This is a genomic window from Lysobacter daejeonensis GH1-9 (assembly GCF_000768355.1).
GTDB lineage: Bacteria > Pseudomonadota > Gammaproteobacteria > Xanthomonadales > Xanthomonadaceae > Aerolutibacter > Aerolutibacter daejeonensis.
Genome location: NZ_AVPU01000004.1, coordinates 16,862 through 34,294, shown reverse-complemented (window position 1 = coordinate 34,294; position 17,433 = coordinate 16,862). Strand labels below are relative to the sequence as shown.

Genomic DNA, 17,433 nt, shown 5'->3' with positions numbered 1-17,433 from the left:
CGTCAGCCCGGTCCCGGGTGGTCGGAAGCCCGCGGTGCGATGGAATCGCCTTCGGGGGCATGGTTGTCCAGCGCATGGATGTCGTCGGTCACCACGGCCGCCAGGGCGTGCGCGGCGAGGCCGACACCCGGAATGATCGCATCCGGCGCCACTTCCACCAATGGCACCAGCGCAAAAGCACGTTCCGCCAGGCGTGGGTGCGGCACATGCAGGCCAGGCTGGTCGATGGCGGTATCGCCATACAGCAGCAGGTCCAGGTCGAGCGTGCGCGGGCCCCAGCGATCGCTGCCGTCGGCGCTGCGTACGCGCCCGGCCTCGCGCTCCAACTGCAGCAATGCCTGCAACAGCGCCATCGGCGACAGGGTGGTCTCCACCAGGACAGCAGCGTTGACGAAATCCGCCTGCCCGGTCACGCCCCAGGCAGGTGTGCGATACAGCCGCGAGCAGCGCAGGACGCGGGTGTCGTCCAGGCGGTCGATTGCGCCAAAGGCCGCCTGCAGGGTGGCCCCGGCATCACCAATATTGCCACCCAGGCCTATGACCGCCAGCACGGGAACGCTCACTCGCCGGCAGACTCCGACACGCCAGCGTCACCGTGACCTCCGCCACCATTGCGACGACGGCGGCGGCGCTTGCGTGGTGCACGACCTTCGCCGTCCGCCGCAGGCCCCTCGGTGCTATCCAACTGCGCGGCCAGCGCATCGCCCGGCTGGGTCTGCGCCTCGCGCCAGAACGCGACGTCCGCGGCATGCTCGTCGGAAGCAGCCATGCGCAGCGCAAGGAAGTCGAACGCGGCGCGGAAGCGCGGATGGGCCAGCAGGCGGAACACGCGCTTGCGCTGGCGCTGCGAGAAACGGGTCTGCAGCAGCCATATCTCCTGCATCGGAAGCGAGAAGCGGCGTGGCAACGCAATGGTATCGAGCTGATGCACGGTGACACGGTCGGCCGCGCGTCGCTGAGCCTCCACCGCGTGCATTCCCTGCGACTGCAGTTGCATCAGCGCCCGACAATAGGCCGGCCAAAGCAGCAGCGCGAACAGGAAGGCCGGAGACACCGGCTCATCGTTGGCGACACGCTGGTCGGTGTTGCGCAGGCCCGCCAGCACCATGCGACGCAGCGCGCCACTGCGGTTGGATTTGAGCGCCGCCGCGGTCTCCGGGAACAGACCCGCGAGCAGGCCATGCCGTTCCAGTCCTTCAAAGCTGGCCACGCCGTGGCCGGACAGGAACAGCTTCAGGCACTCCTCGAACAAACGCGCGGGAGCGGATTCCTTGAGCAAGGGAGCCAACACCGGGATGGGCGCCGCCGTATCAGGTTCGACCTCGAAGCCCAGCTTGGCCGCCAGGCGCACCGCGCGCAGCATGCGTACCGGGTCTTCGCGGTAACGCGTTTCCGGGTCGCCGATCAGGCGCATGACCTTGTTGCGCACGTCCTCGAAACCGCCGACGTAGTCGCGCACCGAGAAATCCTCAATGGCGTAGTACAACGCGTTGGCGGTGAAGTCGCGGCGGACCGCGTCCTCTTCGATGGTCCCGTACACGTTGTCGCGCAGCAGGCGACCACCGTCATGCACCTCGCGGTCACCGCTGCCGTCGTCGGCATTGGAGCGGAACGTGGCGACCTCGATGATCTCGCGGCCAAACACCACGTGCGCCAGGCGGAAGCGACGCCCGATCAGGCGGCAGTTGCGGAACAACTGCTTGACCTGCTCCGGCGTGGCGTCGGTGGCCACGTCGAAGTCCTTCGGGTGTCCGCCGACGAGCAGGTCGCGCACCGCGCCGCCCACCAGGTAGGCACCAAAGCCGGCCTCGCGCAGCCGGTAGAGCACGCGCAGTGCGTTGGGGCTCACGTCCTTGCGCGAGACATTGTGCTGGTCGCGCGGAATGGAGCGCGGCGAAACGGCTGGAGTTTTGTCGGTTGGCTGCATCAAGGGCGGGGCTTGCCGCTGGTTGGGAAGTCGCTGACCGGACGGTGAACGACCCGTTGCCTAAGGCCACGGAGCCGCCTATACTAGCAGGCCACGCTTCGACGTAAGTCTGGCGTGACCCCTGCTCCCTTCGTCTAGAGGCCTAGGACGTGGCCCTCTCAAGGCTAAAACACGAGTTCGAATCTCGTAGGGAGCGCCAATTCGCGATCTGATCGCACGAAAAGCCCGCGCCACAAGCGCGGGCTTTTCTTTTGCGTCGGGCATGACGCAGCGGGGCTTCGTCGACCTGCCGCGGCCCGCACCCTCCGAAATTCCCACGGGTGGAACTTGGGTCCCGCGCCGCCAAAACGTTAAACTGCGCGCAGCACACGTCCCCACGGAAGACCGCAATGCCCTTCGTCGTCACCGAGAACTGCATCAAGTGCAAGTACACCGACTGCGTGGAGGTGTGCCCGGTCGACTGCTTCCACGAAGGCCCCAACTTCCTGGTGATCGATCCGGACGAGTGCATCGACTGCACCCTGTGCGAGCCGGAGTGCCCGGCCAACGCGATCTACCCGGAAGATGACGTGCCCGCCGGGCAGGAAGGCTACGTGGCCCTCAACGCCGAGCTGGCGAAGGAGTGGCCGGTGATCAATGCGCGCAAGGATCCACTGCCCGACGCCGCCGAGTGGGACGGCAAGACGGGCAAGCTGCCGTTGCTGGAACGCTGAGCCAGGCCACAGCGCGAAACCGCAGGTTGCGAAAAAGGAACGGGTGCCGAGAGGCACCCGTTTCCGCTTCTGGCGCAAGCAAGCACGTCGCTCACGCGACCGCCCCTTGCCCGTAGCAACACGCGCCAGCGACAACTGGCGCGCGCCGCCGTTGCCATCTCAGCGGCCGCCCACCGCCTGCTTGACGCTGGCGATCAGCTTCGCCGGCGCTTCGCCGGTGGCCGGCACGCCGCGCGGGTCCACCGCCGACACATACGCGCCTGCCTCGACGGCCGTGACGCGCACCAGGAAGTTGCTGCCCTCGTAATTGACGTCGAAGGCACCCAGCAACTGCGCGCGGCTGGCAATGGTCACGCCCTCCACCGTGGCAAGCGCTTCGCCGACCTTGGTGAATGCCTCGTCGCGCGTGCCGCTCATCGTGAAACCTGCGGCGCCTACCGCCGCACCCGCGGGCTTGGGCTGCGTTCCGCCGACCACGCTGGACGCCGTCGCCGAGCCGGTGGACGCAGCGCTGGAGCGATCCAGTTCAGGCGGCACTTCCAGCGGGCGCGCAGCCACGTCGTCGCCATAGAGCTTGTTGCTCTTGCGCCACCAGCCGCAGCCACTGCCGGCCACCACGGCCGCCAGCACGACGCTGCCCGCCACCACACGACCCATCGAAACGTTCAAACGCATGTACTACTCCTGCTTTCAGGCCGAGACGGTGTCGCGGCAGGCGGATTCAAGTTCGCGGACAATGCCGGCGATTCGGGTGGCGGTATCGCGATGCGCGGCAGACAGCGCGGTCAGCGGCAGTCGCAGGCCGTGGCCGATACCGGCCATTTCCAGCAATGCCTTCACCGGGATGGGGTTCGGCTCGATGCCGAAGAAATCATAGGTCGGGGCCATGCGTGCATCCCACACCCGGGCCTCGGCGTCACGGCCACCCCGGGCCAGGTCGCAGAGGCGACGGAAGGCCCGCGGCAGCACGTTGGACGCGACCGAGATCACGCCATCGGCGCCGGCCAGCATGGCGCGGCAGGCAGTCGGGTCGTCACCGCTGAGCACGCTGAACGCCTCGCCCTTGAAGGCCAACAAGGCCTGCATCCGCTCCGGCTCGCTGCGCGCCTCCTTGATGCCGACGATGCGCGGGTGCTGGTACAGCTCGGCCACGGTCTCGGGCAGCAGGTCGCAGCCGGTGCGGCCCGGCACGTTGTACAGCACCACCGGCAGCGCGCCGTCATCGGCGATGGCGCGGTAATGCGCGATCATGCCGGCCTGCGTGGGGCGCACGTAGGGCGGCGTGACCACCAGCGCCGCGTCCGCGCCCAGCGCGGCGGCACGGCGGGTCTGCTCGATGGTCTTGGCGGTGTTGGACAGGCCAGTGCCGGCCAGCACCGGGATGCGCCCGCCGACGGCCTCCACCGCGGTCCGCAGCAGGATGTCGTATTCGGCGTCATACAACGCGTTGGCTTCGCCGGTGGAGCCGGCGACGACGATGGCCTGGGTGCCGCCCTCGAGTTGCTGCGCCAGCAGGCGGTGCCAGGCGTCGAGGTCGAGTTCGCCGGTGACGCCAAAAGGCGTGGCCAGCGCGGTGATGCTGCCGGAAAGTCGCAAGGTGAGGCCTTCGCGTGGATCGGGTGGGCGCGCGCGAGCGCGTGGGTTTAGCCCTGCGATGCTAATCGGGATGGGCGGGGCCGTCCATGGCGGTTGCCACCGCAACACCGGGCGCCGTTCAAGCTTTGCCATCCGTGCCGTGGTTGGCTTGCGACCCCGAAGCACGGGCAAGTATCCTGCTCAACCATATGCGGCGTCCCTCGGGCCGCCGTTCAGCCCCCCGAGCTCATGCTCTTCCAGCAGGCGCCGCCTTGACCGATTCCGCCGCCCGGCCGTCGCCGAACGAAAACCACCTCCTGATCAACGCGTACACCACGCATCCGGAGTCGCCGCTGCTGTCGGTGACCCGGCGGATCTCGGACAGCGGCTGCAACCTCGTGGACGCCCGCCTGGCCACCGTCGGCCGCGACGTGTCCGTGACCGCGCTGGCCGTGGGCTCGTGGGACTCCGTCGCCAAGCTGGAGGCCATGCTGTCCCGGCTGGAGCGCGAGGAAGGCATCAAGCTGGTGTGGTACCGCACCGGCCCCAAGCAGGTCCAGTCGAACCTGCTGCCCTACATCGTCGAGGTCGTGGCGGCCGACAAGCCGGGCATCCTGTTCCAGCTGGCGGACTTCTTCGACCGTCAGGGCATCACCATCGAGAGCCTGCACTGCTCGCGCTACCGCGCCATGCAAACCGGTGCGGACATGTTCTCGGCGCAGGTGACCATTGGCGTGCCGGCCAGCATGCACATCGCCGCGCTGCGCGATGACTTCCTCGAGTTCTGCGACCACCTGAACCTCGATGCCATCATGGACCCGATGAAGTTCTGAGGAGCGTACGCACCATGCTCGACACCGGCGACCGCATCCCCGACCTGCCGCTCGCGCTGTCCAGCGGGACCAGCGCCCGCACCGGCGACTACAAAGGCCAGTGGCTGGTGCTGTATTTCTACCCCAAGGACAGCACCCCGGGCTGCACCACCGAGGGCCTGGACTTCAACGCGCTGCTGCCCAAGTTCAAGAAGCTGGGCGCCACCGTGCTGGGCGTGTCGCGCGACTCGCTCAAGTCGCACCAGAACTTCTGTGCCAAGCAGGGCTTCAAGTTCGACCTGGTCAGCGACCCGGACGAGGCCCTGTGCAATGCCTTCGGCGTGATCAGGCCCAAGAAGCTGTATGGGCGCGAGTACGTGGGCATCGAACGAAGTACTTTCCTGATCGACCCCAATGGCGTAATAGTGCAGTCATGGCGACCGGTCAAAGTCGCCGGCCATGCCCAGGCCGTCCTGGACGCACTGCAAGGCTCCATGCAGCCGGGCACCAAAACCAAGGGTTCCGCAACGAAGTGATCTCGCCTGTCCACATCAGCCCACCACCCCGCCCCGCGGGCCTGTGGTGGCTTTGCCGTGCGCGCGGACCGGGAGACCGCGCCAGCCGTGCCCAAGCCCGCCCCACCCCATTGCCATGAACCGGCGCTGCCGCACCCGCGGCCGCCCATCGCCACGAGGCCTGGAATGACACGAAGCAAGCGGATCTACGTGCTCGACACCAACGTGCTCATGCATGACCCGACCGCGCTGTTCAAATTCGCCGAGCACGATGTATTCCTGCCGATGCAGGTCATCGAAGAGCTCGACAACGCGAAGAAGGGCAACTCCGAAGCCAGCCGCAACGCCCGCCAGGTCAGTCGCTTCCTCAACGAAGTGATCGAGGCGTCCGGGACCACCGACATCCACGAAGGCGTGCCGCTGGCACGGCCGCAGGGCCTGCAGTTGCGTGGCGACCAGAGCACCGGCCGACTGCTGTTCCAGACCCGCGATTTCGACGCGGGCAAGCGTTTTGGCGCGGTGATCCCGGACAACCACATCCTCGGCTCGATCCTGTCGCTGAAGGAGGGCAACCCCGGCGTGCCGGTGGTGTTCATCTCCAAGGACATCAACCTGCGGATCAAGGCATCCATCGCCGGCATCGCCAGCGAGGACTACGAGAACGACCGCGCGCTGGACGACTTCAGCCTGCTGTACACCGGTGCCACCGCGCTGCCGGAGGATTTCTGGTCGCGCCACGGCAAGGACCTGAAGTCGTGGACCGAAAAAGGCCGCACGTTCTACGAGATCACCCGCAACCCGGACGACGACTGGTATCCCAACCAGTTCCTGTACCTGCCGGGCGATGAAGAGTCGGAGATGAAGGTCGCCCGGGTCACCGAAGCCAAGGTGGTACTGCAGATCGTCGACGACTTCCGCCACAACCAGCATTCGGTGTGGGGCATCACGGCGCGCAACCGCGAGCAGAACTTCGCGCTCAACGCGCTGATGGACCCGGAGATCGATTTCGTCACCCTGCTGGGCACCGCCGGCACCGGCAAGACGCTGCTGGCCCTTGCGGCTGGCCTGGCGCAGACCATGGACCAGCAACGCTACCGCGAGATCATCATGACCCGAGCCACGGTCAGCGTAGGCGAGGACATCGGCTTCCTGCCCGGCACCGAGGAGGAAAAGATGACCCCGTGGATGGGCGCGCTGACCGACAACCTGGAGGTGCTGACCCACAACCAGGAAGGCGGCAGTTGGGGCCGCGCGGCCACCAATGACCTGCTGGCCAGCCGGATCAAGATCCGCTCGCTCAACTTCATGCGCGGGCGCACCTTCCTCAGTCGCTGGCTGATCCTGGACGAGGCGCAGAACCTCACGCCCAAGCAGATGAAGACGCTGATCACCCGCGCCGGCCCCGGCACCAAGATCGTGTGCCTGGGCAACGTGGAGCAGATCGACACGCCGTACCTGACCGAGACCACCTCGGGCCTGACGTATGCGGTGGACCGCTTCAAGCACTGGCCGCACAGCGCGCACGTCACGCTGCGTCGCGGCGAGCGCTCGCGCCTGGCGGACTACGCGTCGGAAGTGCTGTAGGGACGAAGCAGCGTGGGTATCCAGTTGCCACGTTGGGTGTGGTTGGGCGCCGGCCTGTTGGCCGGCGTCGCGGGCATGGTCAACGTGGTGGGGTACCTGGGGTTCGAACACCAGGCGGTGACCCATCTCACCGGCACCACCACCCTGCTCGGGTCCGCGGTCGCGCGCGGGGACATGCGCGCGGTCATGCACCTGGGAGGCGTGGCCGTGGCCTTCATGGCAGGTGCCGCCCTGAGCGGCATGATCATCCAGGACAGCACGTTGCGGCTGGGGCGGCGATACGGGGTGACGTTGGCGCTGGAGTCGGTGTTGCTGCTGGCCGCCATCCCGCTGTTCAAGCAACAGCAGATCGTCGGCGCGCTGCTGGCCGCGATGGCCTGCGGCGTGCAGAACGCGATGGCCACCACCTACAGCGGCGCGGTGATCCGCACATCGCACCTGAGTGGCATGTTCACCGACCTCGGCATCGGCCTGGGCCATGCGTTGCGCGGCATGCCGCTGCAGAAGCGCCGCCTGCTGCTGTGCGGCCTGATCATCGGCAGCTTCCTCACCGGAGCCGTGGTGGGAGCGCGGCTGTTCGTGGCGCTCGGGTATGACGCCCTGCTGGTACCGGCGACGCTGACCGGGGTGACCGGGCTGGGCTACATCACCTACCGCCACCTGTGGGCCGAGCGCGAACGCCGCTACGACGCGGGCGACTGATCCCGGGGACCGATGGTTCCGGGCAATGGGCCTGGCGCGGCATCGCTCCGCCGCGATGGCCGGATCAACACGCTCGAACCGTGGTTGAAGGTACCCGGTCACGAACCATGAGCCCGACACCGTGTGCGGAATTGCAGGCTTCGTTGAGCCCGGCGCCCTGCCTGACCACGCGCAGCCCGCGCTGGAGCGGATGATTCGCACGCTCGCACACCGGGGACCCGACGGCTACGGCTTCCATGCGGACGTTGGCATTGGACTGGCCCATGCGCGACTGTCGATCATCGACCTGGCCACCGGCGATCAGCCGATCCACAACGGGCGTCGCACCGTCTGGACCGTGTTCAACGGCGAGATCTTCAACCATGTCGAACTGCGCCAGGCGCTTGAGCGCGAGGGGCACTGTTTCTACACCCGTTCCGACACCGAGGTGATCGTCCACCTGTACGAACGCTACGGCGACCGGTTCGTGGAGCACCTCAACGGCCAGTTCGCGATCGCCCTCTGGGACAGCGAGCGGCAGCGCCTGGTGCTGGCGCGCGACCGTGCGGGCATCCGCCCGTTGTTCCATGCCCGCAGCGGTGGCCGGCTCTGGTTTGCCTCGGAGATCAAGGCCTTGCATGCGGTCCTGCCCGATACCGCAGTACTGGACCCGCTGGGCTTGGCGCAAGCCCTGACCTATTGGTCGACCATCGACCCCGACACGGTGTACGCAGGGGTCCGCTCCCTACCTCCCGGGTGCATGCTCAGCATCGAGCACGACGGACGGGAACGGCTGACCCGCTATTGGGACTGGAGCTTCCCCCACGCGGGGGACGTGTCGCCCGCCAGGGGCACATTCAGCGTCGAGGCGGCGACCGATGCGCTGCGCGAGTTGCTCATCGATGCCGTGCGACTTCAGCTTCGCGCCGATGTGCCGGTGGGCGCGTACCTCAGTGGTGGCCTCGACTCGTCGGGGATCGTCGCACTCATCCGTGGTTTCACGAGCGCGCCGGTCCGGACGTTCTCGCTCGCGTTCGACGACGTGGAGTTCGACGAAAGTGCCCACCAGGCCACAGTGGTCAGGCACCTGGGCACCGATCACACGACGTTGCACTGCACACGGACCGATATCGGCCGGGCGTTTCCACAACTGGTGCGCCACGCCGAGACACCGATCCTGCGCACCGCCCCCGTACCACTCATGCTGCTGGCCGGCCGCGTACGGCAACACGGCTACAAGGTCGTGCTGACCGGCGAGGGGGCCGACGAGGTGTTTGGAGGATACGACCTGTTCAAGGAAGCCAAGATCCGGCGCTTCTGGGCGCGGCAGCCCGATTCCCGGCTGCGCCCCGGCCTGCTGCGCCGACTCTACGGCTACCTTGAAAACTCACCCGTCCAGCATGACGGATTCGCCCAGTCCTTTTTCGCCCGGGGGCTGGAGCACATGGGCCGGCCGATATTCGCCCACGTCCCGCGCTGGTCGACCGCCAGCCGCGCGATGGCGATGCTATCGCCGGAAATGCGGGCCAGCATCGGCCCCTGGGATCCGCTGGACGCCTACGAGCGGACGCTTCCCGCGGACATCATGGAATGGAGCCCGCTCGCCCGCGACCAGTACGTCGAAGCGAAATCGTTGCTGGCCGGGTACCTGCTGGCCGCCCAAGGCGACCGAGCGGCCATGGCCCATTCGATCGAGGGGCGGTTCCCGTACCTCGACCACCGGCTCATCGAGTTCGCCAGCCGATTGCCGCCCAACTTCAAGATTCATGGACTGACGGAGAAGTATCTCCTGCGCCGCGCGCTGTCGGGCTTGTTGCCAAGGGAGGTCATCCACCGCACCAAGCAGCCCTATCGCGCTCCGGACAGCCAAAGCTTCTTTGTCGATGGCAAGCCTCTCGATTATGTGTCCGACCTGTTGAGCCGCGACAGCGTCCAGGCGGCGGGCTATTTCAATCCCGTCGCGGTCGAGCACCTGCTCAAGAAATGCCAGGCCGGCCAGGCCATCGGCTTCGCCGACAACCAGGCATTCGTCGGCGTGCTGTCAACGATGCTGCTTCATCGCTCCATGGCCCTGTCACGCACCGCAAGCCGCCACGAACGGGCGCCCGTCGACCGGCCCGTTGCCGCCGCCCAATGAGCCCCTGTGCGGCGCGGGTGCCGGTCGCACTGCATCGCCGAATGCAGCCTGGGCAGGTTCGCCAGGCGCGACTGGCCGACGTAACCGGCAGCCCCCGTTATCCGAGTCAGGCGCCCCACGGACGGCCCATTCGATCCGCACGACGGCAGTTGCCGTCAACGGGGCGCGCGCGACGCCTGCACTCGTTTAACACACGGACTGGGGACGCACCACAATGGAACGGCGGAGGCAAATCAAGCAGTTCGTGCTGCAGAACTTCCTGTTTTCCGACAAGGAGGATGCCATCGACGACCACGACTCGTTGATTCGTGGCGGCATCGTCGACTCCACGGGCATCCACGAACTGATCCTGTTTCTCGAACAGAACTACCAGATCTCGGTGACGCCGGAGGAGATGACGCCTGCGACGTTTGATTCCATCCATTCCGTCGACGCGTTCGTCACCCGCAAGCTCTTGGCCTGATACAGGGGGAACCACGTGCAGTCGCTGGCTTCAACCGTCGCGATGTGGGCGCACTCCACGCCGGACAAGCCGGCCATCGTCGATGCCACGCGACAGGTGAGCTATCGCGACTTCATGGCCCACGCGGCCGGTTTTGCCGGCCAACTGGCGCGCCATGGATTGCGGCACGGTGACAGGGTCGCGATCGTGCTGCCCAACCGGATCGAGGCGGCGGTGGCCTGCTACGGCACCTGGCTCGCCGGCGGGGTTGCCGTCCCCCTGAATGCACAGGCCCGTGCGCGCGACATCGCGCCCTGGCTTGTCCACTGCGGAGCGCGATTCATCGTTCACGAGCCCGGCAACAACGACGTGGCCTCCGCAATGGAAACGCTGGCCTCCCCGCCGTTTCCGTTCACCGTGCCGGAAGACCAACCCATTTGCCCACCGTCGCCCCTGCCAGGTGATGCCCTCCTGTCGGCGCGCGCACCCGGGCCGGACGGTGACCTGGCCTTGATCCTCTACACCTCGGGGACCACCGGCGCGCCAAAGGGCGTCATGCTCAGCCACGCCAACCTGATGGCCAATGCCACGGCCGTGGCGGCCTACCTGGCGCTCGATCCATCCGACAGCGTGCTGTGCGTGCTGCCCTTCTACTATGCCTATGGTGCCTCGGTGGTGCACACGCACCTGATCAGCGGCGCGACCCTGCACCTGGCGGGGAGCCTGGTATTTCCGAACCTGATCGTCGAAGCGCTTGCGACACGGCGCATCACCGGGTTTTCCGGCGTGCCATCGACGTTCGCTCTGCTGCTCAGCCACGGCGCGCTGGACCGGCACGACCTGTCCACGCTGCGTTACGTGACCCAGGCCGGCGGCCCGATGTCCCCCAGCCTGACCGCCCAACTGCGCGCGGCGCTGCCCGGACCGCAGTTGTTCGTGATGTATGGGCAAACCGAGGCCACCTCACGCCTCACCTTCCTCCCGCCCGGTCAATTGGATGCCAAGGCGGGGTCGGTCGGCATCCCGGTGGATGGTGTCAGCATCCGCATCGTTCGCGAGGAAGGCGTGCCGGCAGCGGCCGGCGAAACCGGCGATGTGTGGGTTCGCGGCCCCAATGTGATGCTCGGCTACTGGCGCAACGCCGAAGCGACGCGGGCAACGCTCAAGGACGGCTGGTTGAAAACCGGCGACATGGGCCACCTCGATGACGACGGCTACCTGTACCTCGTGGGCCGCCGCAGCGACATGATCAAGACCGGCGCGCACCGCGTACACCCGGTGGATGTCGAACAAGCCATCGCGGAGATGGCGGGGGTCATCGAAGTGGCCGTCGTCGGCGTCGACGACGACGTGCTCGGCCAGGTCCTCAAGGCGTTCGTTGTCGTTGAACGCGTGACAACCAGGCTGACCGACGAGATCAAAGCGCACTGCCGCGCCCACCTGCCTCCCTACAAGATTCCCAAGCACGTCGAGTTTGTTTCCACGCTGCCCCGGACCGCATCGGGAAAGGTCCAGCGTACCCAACTGGTATCCCGACAGGCCCCCGCATGATCGCCATGAATCCTGCCTTGCTGGACATTGACTACGAGCGCGAGGCGGATCGGATCGCCGAGGCACTGCGGGACATCACGGCACGACGGCTTCATCGCCGCGGACTGGTCGTTGCCATATCCGGCGGCATCGACAGCTCGGTTTGCGCGGCGCTGGCGGTGCGCGCCCTGGGCGCTGATCGCGTGTTTACGCTGATCCTGCCCGAACGCGACTCAAGCGACGACAGCGCAAGCCGCGCAACGCTGCTCGCCAGGCACCTCGGGGTGCGCAGCGAAACCGTCGACATCCAACCGACGCTTGCCGCCATTGGCTGTTACCAGGCCCGTGATGCGGCGGTGCGCAACCTGATCCCCGCGTACGGGGAAGGGTGGAAGTTCAAGATCGCCATTGACGGCGGCAGCGAAGGACGCATCAACCGGTTCCGCCTCATCGCGCAGTCGCCCGACGGCGAATCGCACGTGCGCGACCTTGCCCTCAATGAGTACCTGATCATTGTGGCGGCCACAAACTTCAAGCAGCGCGTCCGAAAGACGCTGGAGTACTTCCACGCCGACCGCCTCAACTATGCCGTGGTGGGGACACCCAACCGGGTGGAATACGACCAGGGCTTCTTCGTCAAGAACGGCGACGGTTCGGCCGACGTGAAGCCCATCGCCCACCTGTACAAGACCCAGGTGTACGCCTTGGCCCGGCACCTGGGCCTGCCGGAGCGGATCTGCACGGCCGTGCCGACAACTGACACGTACAGCCTTGAGCAAGGGCAGGACGAGTTCTACTACGGCTTGCCCTACGAACAGATGGACATCGCGTTGTGGGCGCTCAACCACGACAAGCCGCCGTCATGGCTGGCCGAAGCCATTGGCATCAGCCTCGCCCGGGCCGAGGCCACGTACGAGGACATCCGCACGAAACGCCGGACGACACGCTACCTGCACCAACCACCGGTACTGGCTGGCAGCGTCCCTGAACTCGGGAACGACGCGTGACCGCCGCCCCGCCGGCTGCGCTATACACGTTGCACGACGCGGACCCGACGCAGCATCGGGACATCGTGCTGTCGATCTGGCGGGGCAACCTGCACCATGAGCGTGGCGGCCACGAAGCCAAATACCGGTGGTTCTACCTGGGCGGGCCGGATGGTCCGCCGATCCTGCAGCTCATGCGGCATGCCCCCAGCGGCGATTGGGTGGGTGTCTGCGCGGCCGGTCGGCGTCGCATGCTTTGCAATGGGCGGGATATTCGAGGCGGCGTGATCGTCGACTTTGCCGTCGTCCCGGAGCACCGCTCTCTCGGCCCGGCGCTGATCCTGCAAGGCGGAGTGATGGCCGCGGGGGCACGCGAACTTGACCTGCTATACGGGTTTCCCAATCCCAAGGCGGTCGCCGCGGTCAAACGGGGCGGCTACACACAGCTCACCCAGATCGTCGGGCATGCACGGGTACTGCGGCACGCGAGGTACCTGTCCCGCCACATGCCCATCCCCCTGGCCAGCGTCATCGCCCCAGTCCTGGACGTCGCCCTATGGGCCTGGGACGGCATCGGTCGCCTGCTGTCACCGAAGCTGCATGCCGAATGGCTGGAGCGCGCCGACGCGCGCCTGGATGCCGTCTGGCAACAATCAGAACGCGGGGAAGGGGTGCTGATGGTCCGGGATGCCGCTTATGCGCGGTGGCGGTTCGACGAGGCGCCCCACGGCAGGACGCGCTATGTGCTGGTCAGCAACCCCGCCAACGGTGCCCCGATGGCGTGGTTTGCCACGCGCAGCGATGCCGGTGTCCTGCGGGTCCGCGACTTCTGGTCCACGGACGGGGTGCGTGGCGTCAACCGCGCCTGCGTTGGTGCCCTGTTGTGGGCCGCGCGGGCCAGCGGCCACGTCGCGGTCACCACCGAGATTGCCGCCCCCACGCCAGCCCTGACCGGATGGCGGGCCTGTGGATTCTTCGAGCGGGCGCGCCACCCGGTCTATGGCCGCTGGAGCGGGACGGGGGATGCGCCGGACGGTGCCGCCATGCACCTGACCTCCGCGGACAAGGACGGCTGAGTTCCCGCGCCGTACGGCAGCGCCCCAGTGCCCTGCACGCGCCTGATGCGCCCGACGTAGGGATTGGCGCATCACGGCTTGACGGTTCCGCGGGGCGACCATCGATCACCACCGGTTCGCGCACGACGTCCGCAACCTGATAACCGGGCCCGGACCGGGCATCATGGCGGCCTGCCCCACCGGAGAGATCGCGTGACCGATCCGCGCCCCCCCTGTGCCCTGACCATTGCCGGCTCCGACTCCGGCGGCGGCGCCGGCATACAGGCCGACCTGAAGACCTTCGCCGCACACCGGGTACACGGGTTGAGCGCCATCGCAGCACTGACCGCCCAGCACACCCGTGGCGTGACCGCGGTCGAGGTGCCGTCGCTGGCGTTCCTGCGGGCCCAGATCGACGCCTGCTTCGATGACTTCAACGTGCAGGCGGTGAAGCTGGGCATGCTGGCCACGGCCGAAGTCATCCACGCCGTGGCTGATGCGCTGGAGGTCCACTGCCCGCCCCACCTGGTGCTCGACCCGGTGATGGTCGCCACGTCAGGCGCCCGCCTGCTGCAGCCGGACGCTTTGGACGCTATGCGCCAGCGCCTGCTGCCGCTGGCCACCGTGGTAACCCCCAACCTGCCCGAGGCCTCGCTGCTGCTGGCTCGCCCCGTCGAGACACCGGATGCGATGCGCCAGGCCTGTGCAGAGTTCCTGGCCACGGGCGTGCGCGCGGTGCTCCTCAAGGGGGGGCACCTGCCGGTGGGAGCCGCCCCCGACACGATCATCGACCTGCTTGCCGACGCCGACGGCGTCCACCTGATCCGCCACGACCGCTTGCCGCTGGAGGCGCATGGCACGGGCTGCACGCTCGCCTCGGCCGTCGCGGCCGGACTGGCACGCGGCATGCCGCTGGCCGCCGCTTGCCGCGAGGCCTCCGATTACGTGCACCGCGCGCTGGTCCTTGGCTACCGCCCGGGGCGGGGCGAGGTCATCGTACTGGACCACTTTGGCGCGGCGGCCGGGTAAGCCCGATGGCCTCCACTCCCCCACCCCCGGTGGGCAATGACGACAACGGCGCCTTGGGGCCGGGTGATGTGCGTGGCGCCGGAGGCCACGGCGCCGTCGATGCCCACGAGATCGCCGTCCACGCCGATGATGGCCACCGCTGGACCCTGCTGGCCCGCGTGCCCGAGCGGGCAACGGCGACGCTGCTGTGGCTGCCCGCGCTGGGCATCGCCGCGCGCCATTACCTGCCGTTTGCCGATGCGCTGGCCGAACGCGGCGTGGCCGTCTTCGTTCACGAGTGGCGTGGCCACGGTACCAGTTCGCTGCGCGCTGGACGCACGCAGGACTGGGGCTACCGCGAACTGCTGGCGCACGACATTCCAGCCAGTGAAGCCGCCATCGTCGCTCGCGTGCCGGGCGTCGAGCGGATCGTGGGCGGGCACAGCCTTGGCGGGCAATTGGCCTGCTGCTACGCCGGCCTGACCGCACACCAGGTTCACCGCCTGTGGCTGGTGGCCAGTGGCGCCCCGTATTGGCGTGCGTTCCCTGCGCCCATGCGCTGGTGGCTGCCGTTTGCCTATCGCTTCCTGCCATGGCTGGCCGACCGCGCCGGCGCGCTGCCCGGACGGCGCATCGGCTTTGGCGGCAACGAGGCACGAGAGCTGATCCGTGACTGGGCCCGCAGCGGACTGTCCGGGCGCTACGCCGCGCAGGGGCTGGGCGCCGATCTCGAACAGGCACTGGCCGCCTCGCCACTGGAGGTTCACGCCGTGGTCATGGCCAAAGACCCGCTGGCGCCAGCCTCCTCGCTGGGCTTCCTGCTTTCCAAGCTCGCCGCATCGCACGTGAGCACGGATGTGCTGGACGCCGCGCAACTAGGGGCAACCGCCGACCACTTCCACTGGCTCAAACGCCCGGATGCCGTTGTCGCCCGGCTCATGGCCCGCAGCAGCGAACGGTGGCGCGGGCCCACGCGGGCTGAATGAATCGACCGGGTGACTGAAGACACCCCCACAAAGCGGTTTGACCCAAATCAAAGCACCCGGCGTTTCAAGCGCTTAGCGTACGGTCCATGCCCGTGATCCCACCCTTTGACGCCGACCTGCTGCGCCGCTACGACCGGCCGGGCCCGCGTTATACGTCCTATCCCACCGCTCCGCAGTTCAACGCCAACTTCGGCGAGTCACAACTGCGCGACGCGGCGGCCCTCAGCAACGGCGATCCGATCCCCCGTCGTCTGTCGCTGTACGTGCACGTGCCGTTCTGCATGAGCCCGTGCTTCTACTGCGGCTGCAACCGGATCATCACCCGCGACCTTGCGCGCGGCGCGGCGTACCTCGCCCGCCTGTACCGCGAGATCGAGATGATCGCGGGGCTGTTCGACCGAGACCGCGAGGTCATCCAGCTGCACTTCGGCGGTGGCACGCCCAACTTCCTGTCGCCCGCACAGTTGCAGGAAACGGTGGACGTGCTGCGCAACAACTTCCGCTTCAGCGAAGCGCGCGACCGCGACATCTCCATCGAGCTGGACCCGCGCTTCATCAAACCCCAGGACGTGGCCGAACTGGCCGCCGCCGGCTTCAACCGTGCCAGCCTGGGCGTGCAGGACTTCGACCCGGCGGTGCAGGAAGCGGTGAACCGCATCCAGTCCGTCGAAGAGACCGTGGCCATCATCAACGCCTGCCGCGACCACGGCATGCGCTCGGTCAACGTCGACCTTATCTACGGCCTGCCCAAGCAGAACCTGGCCGGCTTCGAGCGCACGCTCGATACCGTGGTGCAGGCGCGCCCCAGCCGCCTGGCGGTGTACAGCTACGCGCACCTGCCGGAGATGTTCAAGCCACAACGGCAGCTCAACGCCGAGGACCTGCCCAGCGCCGAGCTGAAGCTCGACCTGCTGCGCCTGGCCATCGAGAAGCTGACCGCCGCCGGCTACGACTACATCGGCATGGACCACTTCGCCCTGCCCGACGATGAACTGTCGCTGGCGCAGCAGCGTGGCGGCCTGCACCGCAATTTCATGGGCTACACCACCCACGCCGACAGCGACCTGGTGGGCCTGGGCGTCAGCGCCATCAGCCACATCGGCGACAGCTTCAGCCAGAACCCGCGCGACCTGCCCAGCTGGCAGATCGCGCTGGACGAAGGCCGCCTGCCGGTGTGGCGCGGCATGCGCCTGAGCGAGGACGACCTGCTGCGCGCCGACCTGATCCAGTGCCTGATGTGCCAGGGCGAAATCCCGATCCGGTCGCTGGAGCGTCGCTACGACATCGATTTCCGCGAGTATTTCGCCGATGCCTACGAGCGGCTGCGGCCGCTGGTGGACGACGGCCTGGTGCGGATCGAGGCCGACCGCATCCGCGCCACTCCCTCCGGGCGGCTGCTCTTGCGTATCATTGCCATGTGCTTCGACCGTTACCTCCAGCAACCCAGTGCCGCGCCGGCGCGCTTCTCGCGCGCCATCTGAC

General features: G+C 67.6%; 16 protein-coding genes, 1 tRNA gene and 1 pseudogene. 14 read left to right on the top strand and 4 right to left on the bottom strand.

Features of this window, described 5'->3' with window-relative positions; translation table 11 throughout:
- Positions 1 to 2 precede the first annotated feature (2 nt).
- Together folK and pcnB are read right to left on the bottom strand one after the other, a co-directional pair.
- Entirely contained in the window at positions 3 to 563 is a 561-nt protein-coding gene (folK, locus tag N800_RS03345; RefSeq protein ID WP_084087149.1) for a 2-amino-4-hydroxy-6-hydroxymethyldihydropteridine diphosphokinase, read from the bottom strand.
- Positions 560 to 1,891, bottom strand: a pseudogene (gene pcnB / locus N800_RS03340) (polynucleotide adenylyltransferase PcnB); the annotation flags it as partial. The pseudogene pcnB and the gene folK, both read right to left, overlap by 4 nt.
- Before the next feature lie 159 nt (positions 1,892 to 2,050).
- Between pcnB and N800_RS03335 the strand changes: the two are divergent.
- A tRNA-Glu gene (locus N800_RS03335) sits at positions 2,051 to 2,126 on the top strand.
- 190 nt (positions 2,127 to 2,316) lie between these two features.
- Complete coding sequence (gene fdxA / locus N800_RS03330) at positions 2,317 to 2,640, top strand: ferredoxin FdxA (RefSeq protein ID WP_036134891.1); 324 nt, start codon at positions 2,317 to 2,319, stop codon at positions 2,638 to 2,640.
- Between the two features lie 159 nt (positions 2,641 to 2,799).
- Here fdxA and N800_RS03325 read toward each other — a convergent pair whose 3' ends face one another.
- Both N800_RS03325 and dapA read right to left on the bottom strand, forming a co-directional pair.
- A complete protein-coding gene (locus N800_RS03325) occupies positions 2,800 to 3,315 on the bottom strand; it encodes a hypothetical protein (protein ID WP_036134888.1) in 516 nt (171 codons plus the stop codon).
- A gap of 15 nt (positions 3,316 to 3,330) precedes the next feature.
- Positions 3,331 to 4,236 carry a 4-hydroxy-tetrahydrodipicolinate synthase gene (dapA, locus tag N800_RS03320; protein ID WP_036134882.1) on the bottom strand — a complete coding sequence of 302 codons (906 nt, stop codon included), beginning with the start codon at positions 4,234 to 4,236 and terminating at the stop codon, positions 3,331 to 3,333.
- A gap of 188 nt (positions 4,237 to 4,424) precedes the next feature.
- On the opposite strand from dapA, the gene N800_RS03315 reads away from it, so the two are divergent.
- The 12 genes from N800_RS03315 to hemN all read left to right on the top strand — a co-directional run bounded on the left by N800_RS03315 (position 4,425) and on the right by hemN (position 17,432).
- On the top strand, positions 4,425 to 5,048 hold the full coding sequence (locus N800_RS03315; protein WP_425476491.1) for a glycine cleavage system transcriptional repressor: 624 nt from the start codon (positions 4,425 to 4,427) through the stop codon (positions 5,046 to 5,048).
- A gap of 14 nt (positions 5,049 to 5,062) precedes the next feature.
- The gene (locus tag N800_RS03310) at positions 5,063 to 5,563 is read left to right on the top strand and encodes a peroxiredoxin (RefSeq protein WP_052107865.1); all 501 of its coding nucleotides are present in this window, start codon (positions 5,063 to 5,065) and stop codon (positions 5,561 to 5,563) included.
- Positions 5,564 to 5,728: 165 nt separating this feature from the next.
- Positions 5,729 to 7,126, top strand: a complete 1,398-nt coding sequence (locus tag N800_RS03305) for a PhoH family protein (protein ID WP_036134870.1) — start codon at positions 5,729 to 5,731, stop codon at positions 7,124 to 7,126.
- Between the two features lie 12 nt (positions 7,127 to 7,138).
- Positions 7,139 to 7,828 carry a YoaK family protein gene (locus tag N800_RS03300; protein ID WP_036134866.1) on the top strand — a complete coding sequence of 230 codons (690 nt, stop codon included), beginning with the start codon at positions 7,139 to 7,141 and terminating at the stop codon, positions 7,826 to 7,828.
- A 121-nt stretch (positions 7,829 to 7,949) separates the two neighbouring features.
- Entirely contained in the window at positions 7,950 to 9,944 is a 1,995-nt protein-coding gene (gene asnB / locus N800_RS03295) for an asparagine synthase (glutamine-hydrolyzing) (protein WP_036134864.1), read from the top strand.
- 244 nt (positions 9,945 to 10,188) lie between these two features.
- Positions 10,189 to 10,407 (top strand): acyl carrier protein, encoded by a 219-nt coding sequence (locus N800_RS03290; RefSeq protein WP_156962858.1) that lies wholly within the window; start codon positions 10,189 to 10,191, stop codon positions 10,405 to 10,407.
- A 42-nt stretch (positions 10,408 to 10,449) separates the two neighbouring features.
- A complete protein-coding gene (locus tag N800_RS03285; protein WP_052107864.1) occupies positions 10,450 to 11,937 on the top strand; it encodes a class I adenylate-forming enzyme family protein in 1,488 nt (495 codons plus the stop codon).
- Positions 11,938 to 11,942: 5 nt separating this feature from the next.
- A complete protein-coding gene (gene nadE, locus N800_RS03280) occupies positions 11,943 to 12,923 on the top strand; it encodes an NAD(+) synthase (RefSeq protein WP_036135099.1) in 981 nt (326 codons plus the stop codon).
- Positions 12,920 to 13,978: a hypothetical protein gene (locus N800_RS03275; protein WP_036134857.1), complete on the top strand. Its 1,059-nt coding sequence runs from the start codon at positions 12,920 to 12,922 to the stop codon at positions 13,976 to 13,978. Before nadE ends, N800_RS03275 begins: the two co-directional genes overlap by 4 nt.
- A 192-nt stretch (positions 13,979 to 14,170) precedes the next feature.
- Positions 14,171 to 14,986, top strand: a complete 816-nt coding sequence (thiD, locus tag N800_RS03270) for a bifunctional hydroxymethylpyrimidine kinase/phosphomethylpyrimidine kinase (RefSeq protein ID WP_036134855.1) — start codon at positions 14,171 to 14,173, stop codon at positions 14,984 to 14,986.
- A 5-nt stretch (positions 14,987 to 14,991) separates the two neighbouring features.
- Positions 14,992 to 15,951: an alpha/beta hydrolase family protein gene (locus N800_RS03265; RefSeq protein ID WP_084087145.1), complete on the top strand. Its 960-nt coding sequence runs from the start codon at positions 14,992 to 14,994 to the stop codon at positions 15,949 to 15,951.
- An 86-nt stretch (positions 15,952 to 16,037) separates the two neighbouring features.
- Positions 16,038 to 17,432, top strand: a complete 1,395-nt coding sequence (gene hemN, locus N800_RS03260; RefSeq protein WP_036134852.1) for an oxygen-independent coproporphyrinogen III oxidase — start codon at positions 16,038 to 16,040, stop codon at positions 17,430 to 17,432.
- The last annotated feature ends 1 nt before the right edge of the window (position 17,433 follow it).

Excerpts from the sequence above, each read along its gene's own strand:
- N800_RS03315 (WP_425476491.1), top strand. The coding sequence starts at position 4,425 with ATGCGGCGTCCCTCGGGCCGCCGTTCAGCCCCCCGAGCTCATGCTCTT.
- fdxA (WP_036134891.1), top strand. The coding sequence starts at position 2,317 with ATGCCCTTCGTCGTCACCGAGAACTGCATCAAGTGCAAGTACACCGAC.
- N800_RS03285 (WP_052107864.1), top strand. The coding sequence starts at position 10,450 with ATGTGGGCGCACTCCACGCCGGACAAGCCGGCCATCGTCGATGCCACG.
- N800_RS03265 (WP_084087145.1), top strand. The coding sequence starts at position 14,992 with ATGGCCTCCACTCCCCCACCCCCGGTGGGCAATGACGACAACGGCGCC.
- N800_RS03310 (WP_052107865.1), top strand. The coding sequence starts at position 5,063 with ATGCTCGACACCGGCGACCGCATCCCCGACCTGCCGCTCGCGCTGTCC.
- N800_RS03325 (WP_036134888.1), bottom strand. The coding sequence starts at position 3,315 with ATGCGTTTGAACGTTTCGATGGGTCGTGTGGTGGCGGGCAGCGTCGTG.
- nadE (WP_036135099.1), top strand. The coding sequence starts at position 11,943 with ATGAATCCTGCCTTGCTGGACATTGACTACGAGCGCGAGGCGGATCGG.
- N800_RS03305 (WP_036134870.1), top strand. The coding sequence starts at position 5,729 with ATGACACGAAGCAAGCGGATCTACGTGCTCGACACCAACGTGCTCATG.
- hemN (WP_036134852.1), top strand. The coding sequence starts at position 16,038 with ATGCCCGTGATCCCACCCTTTGACGCCGACCTGCTGCGCCGCTACGAC.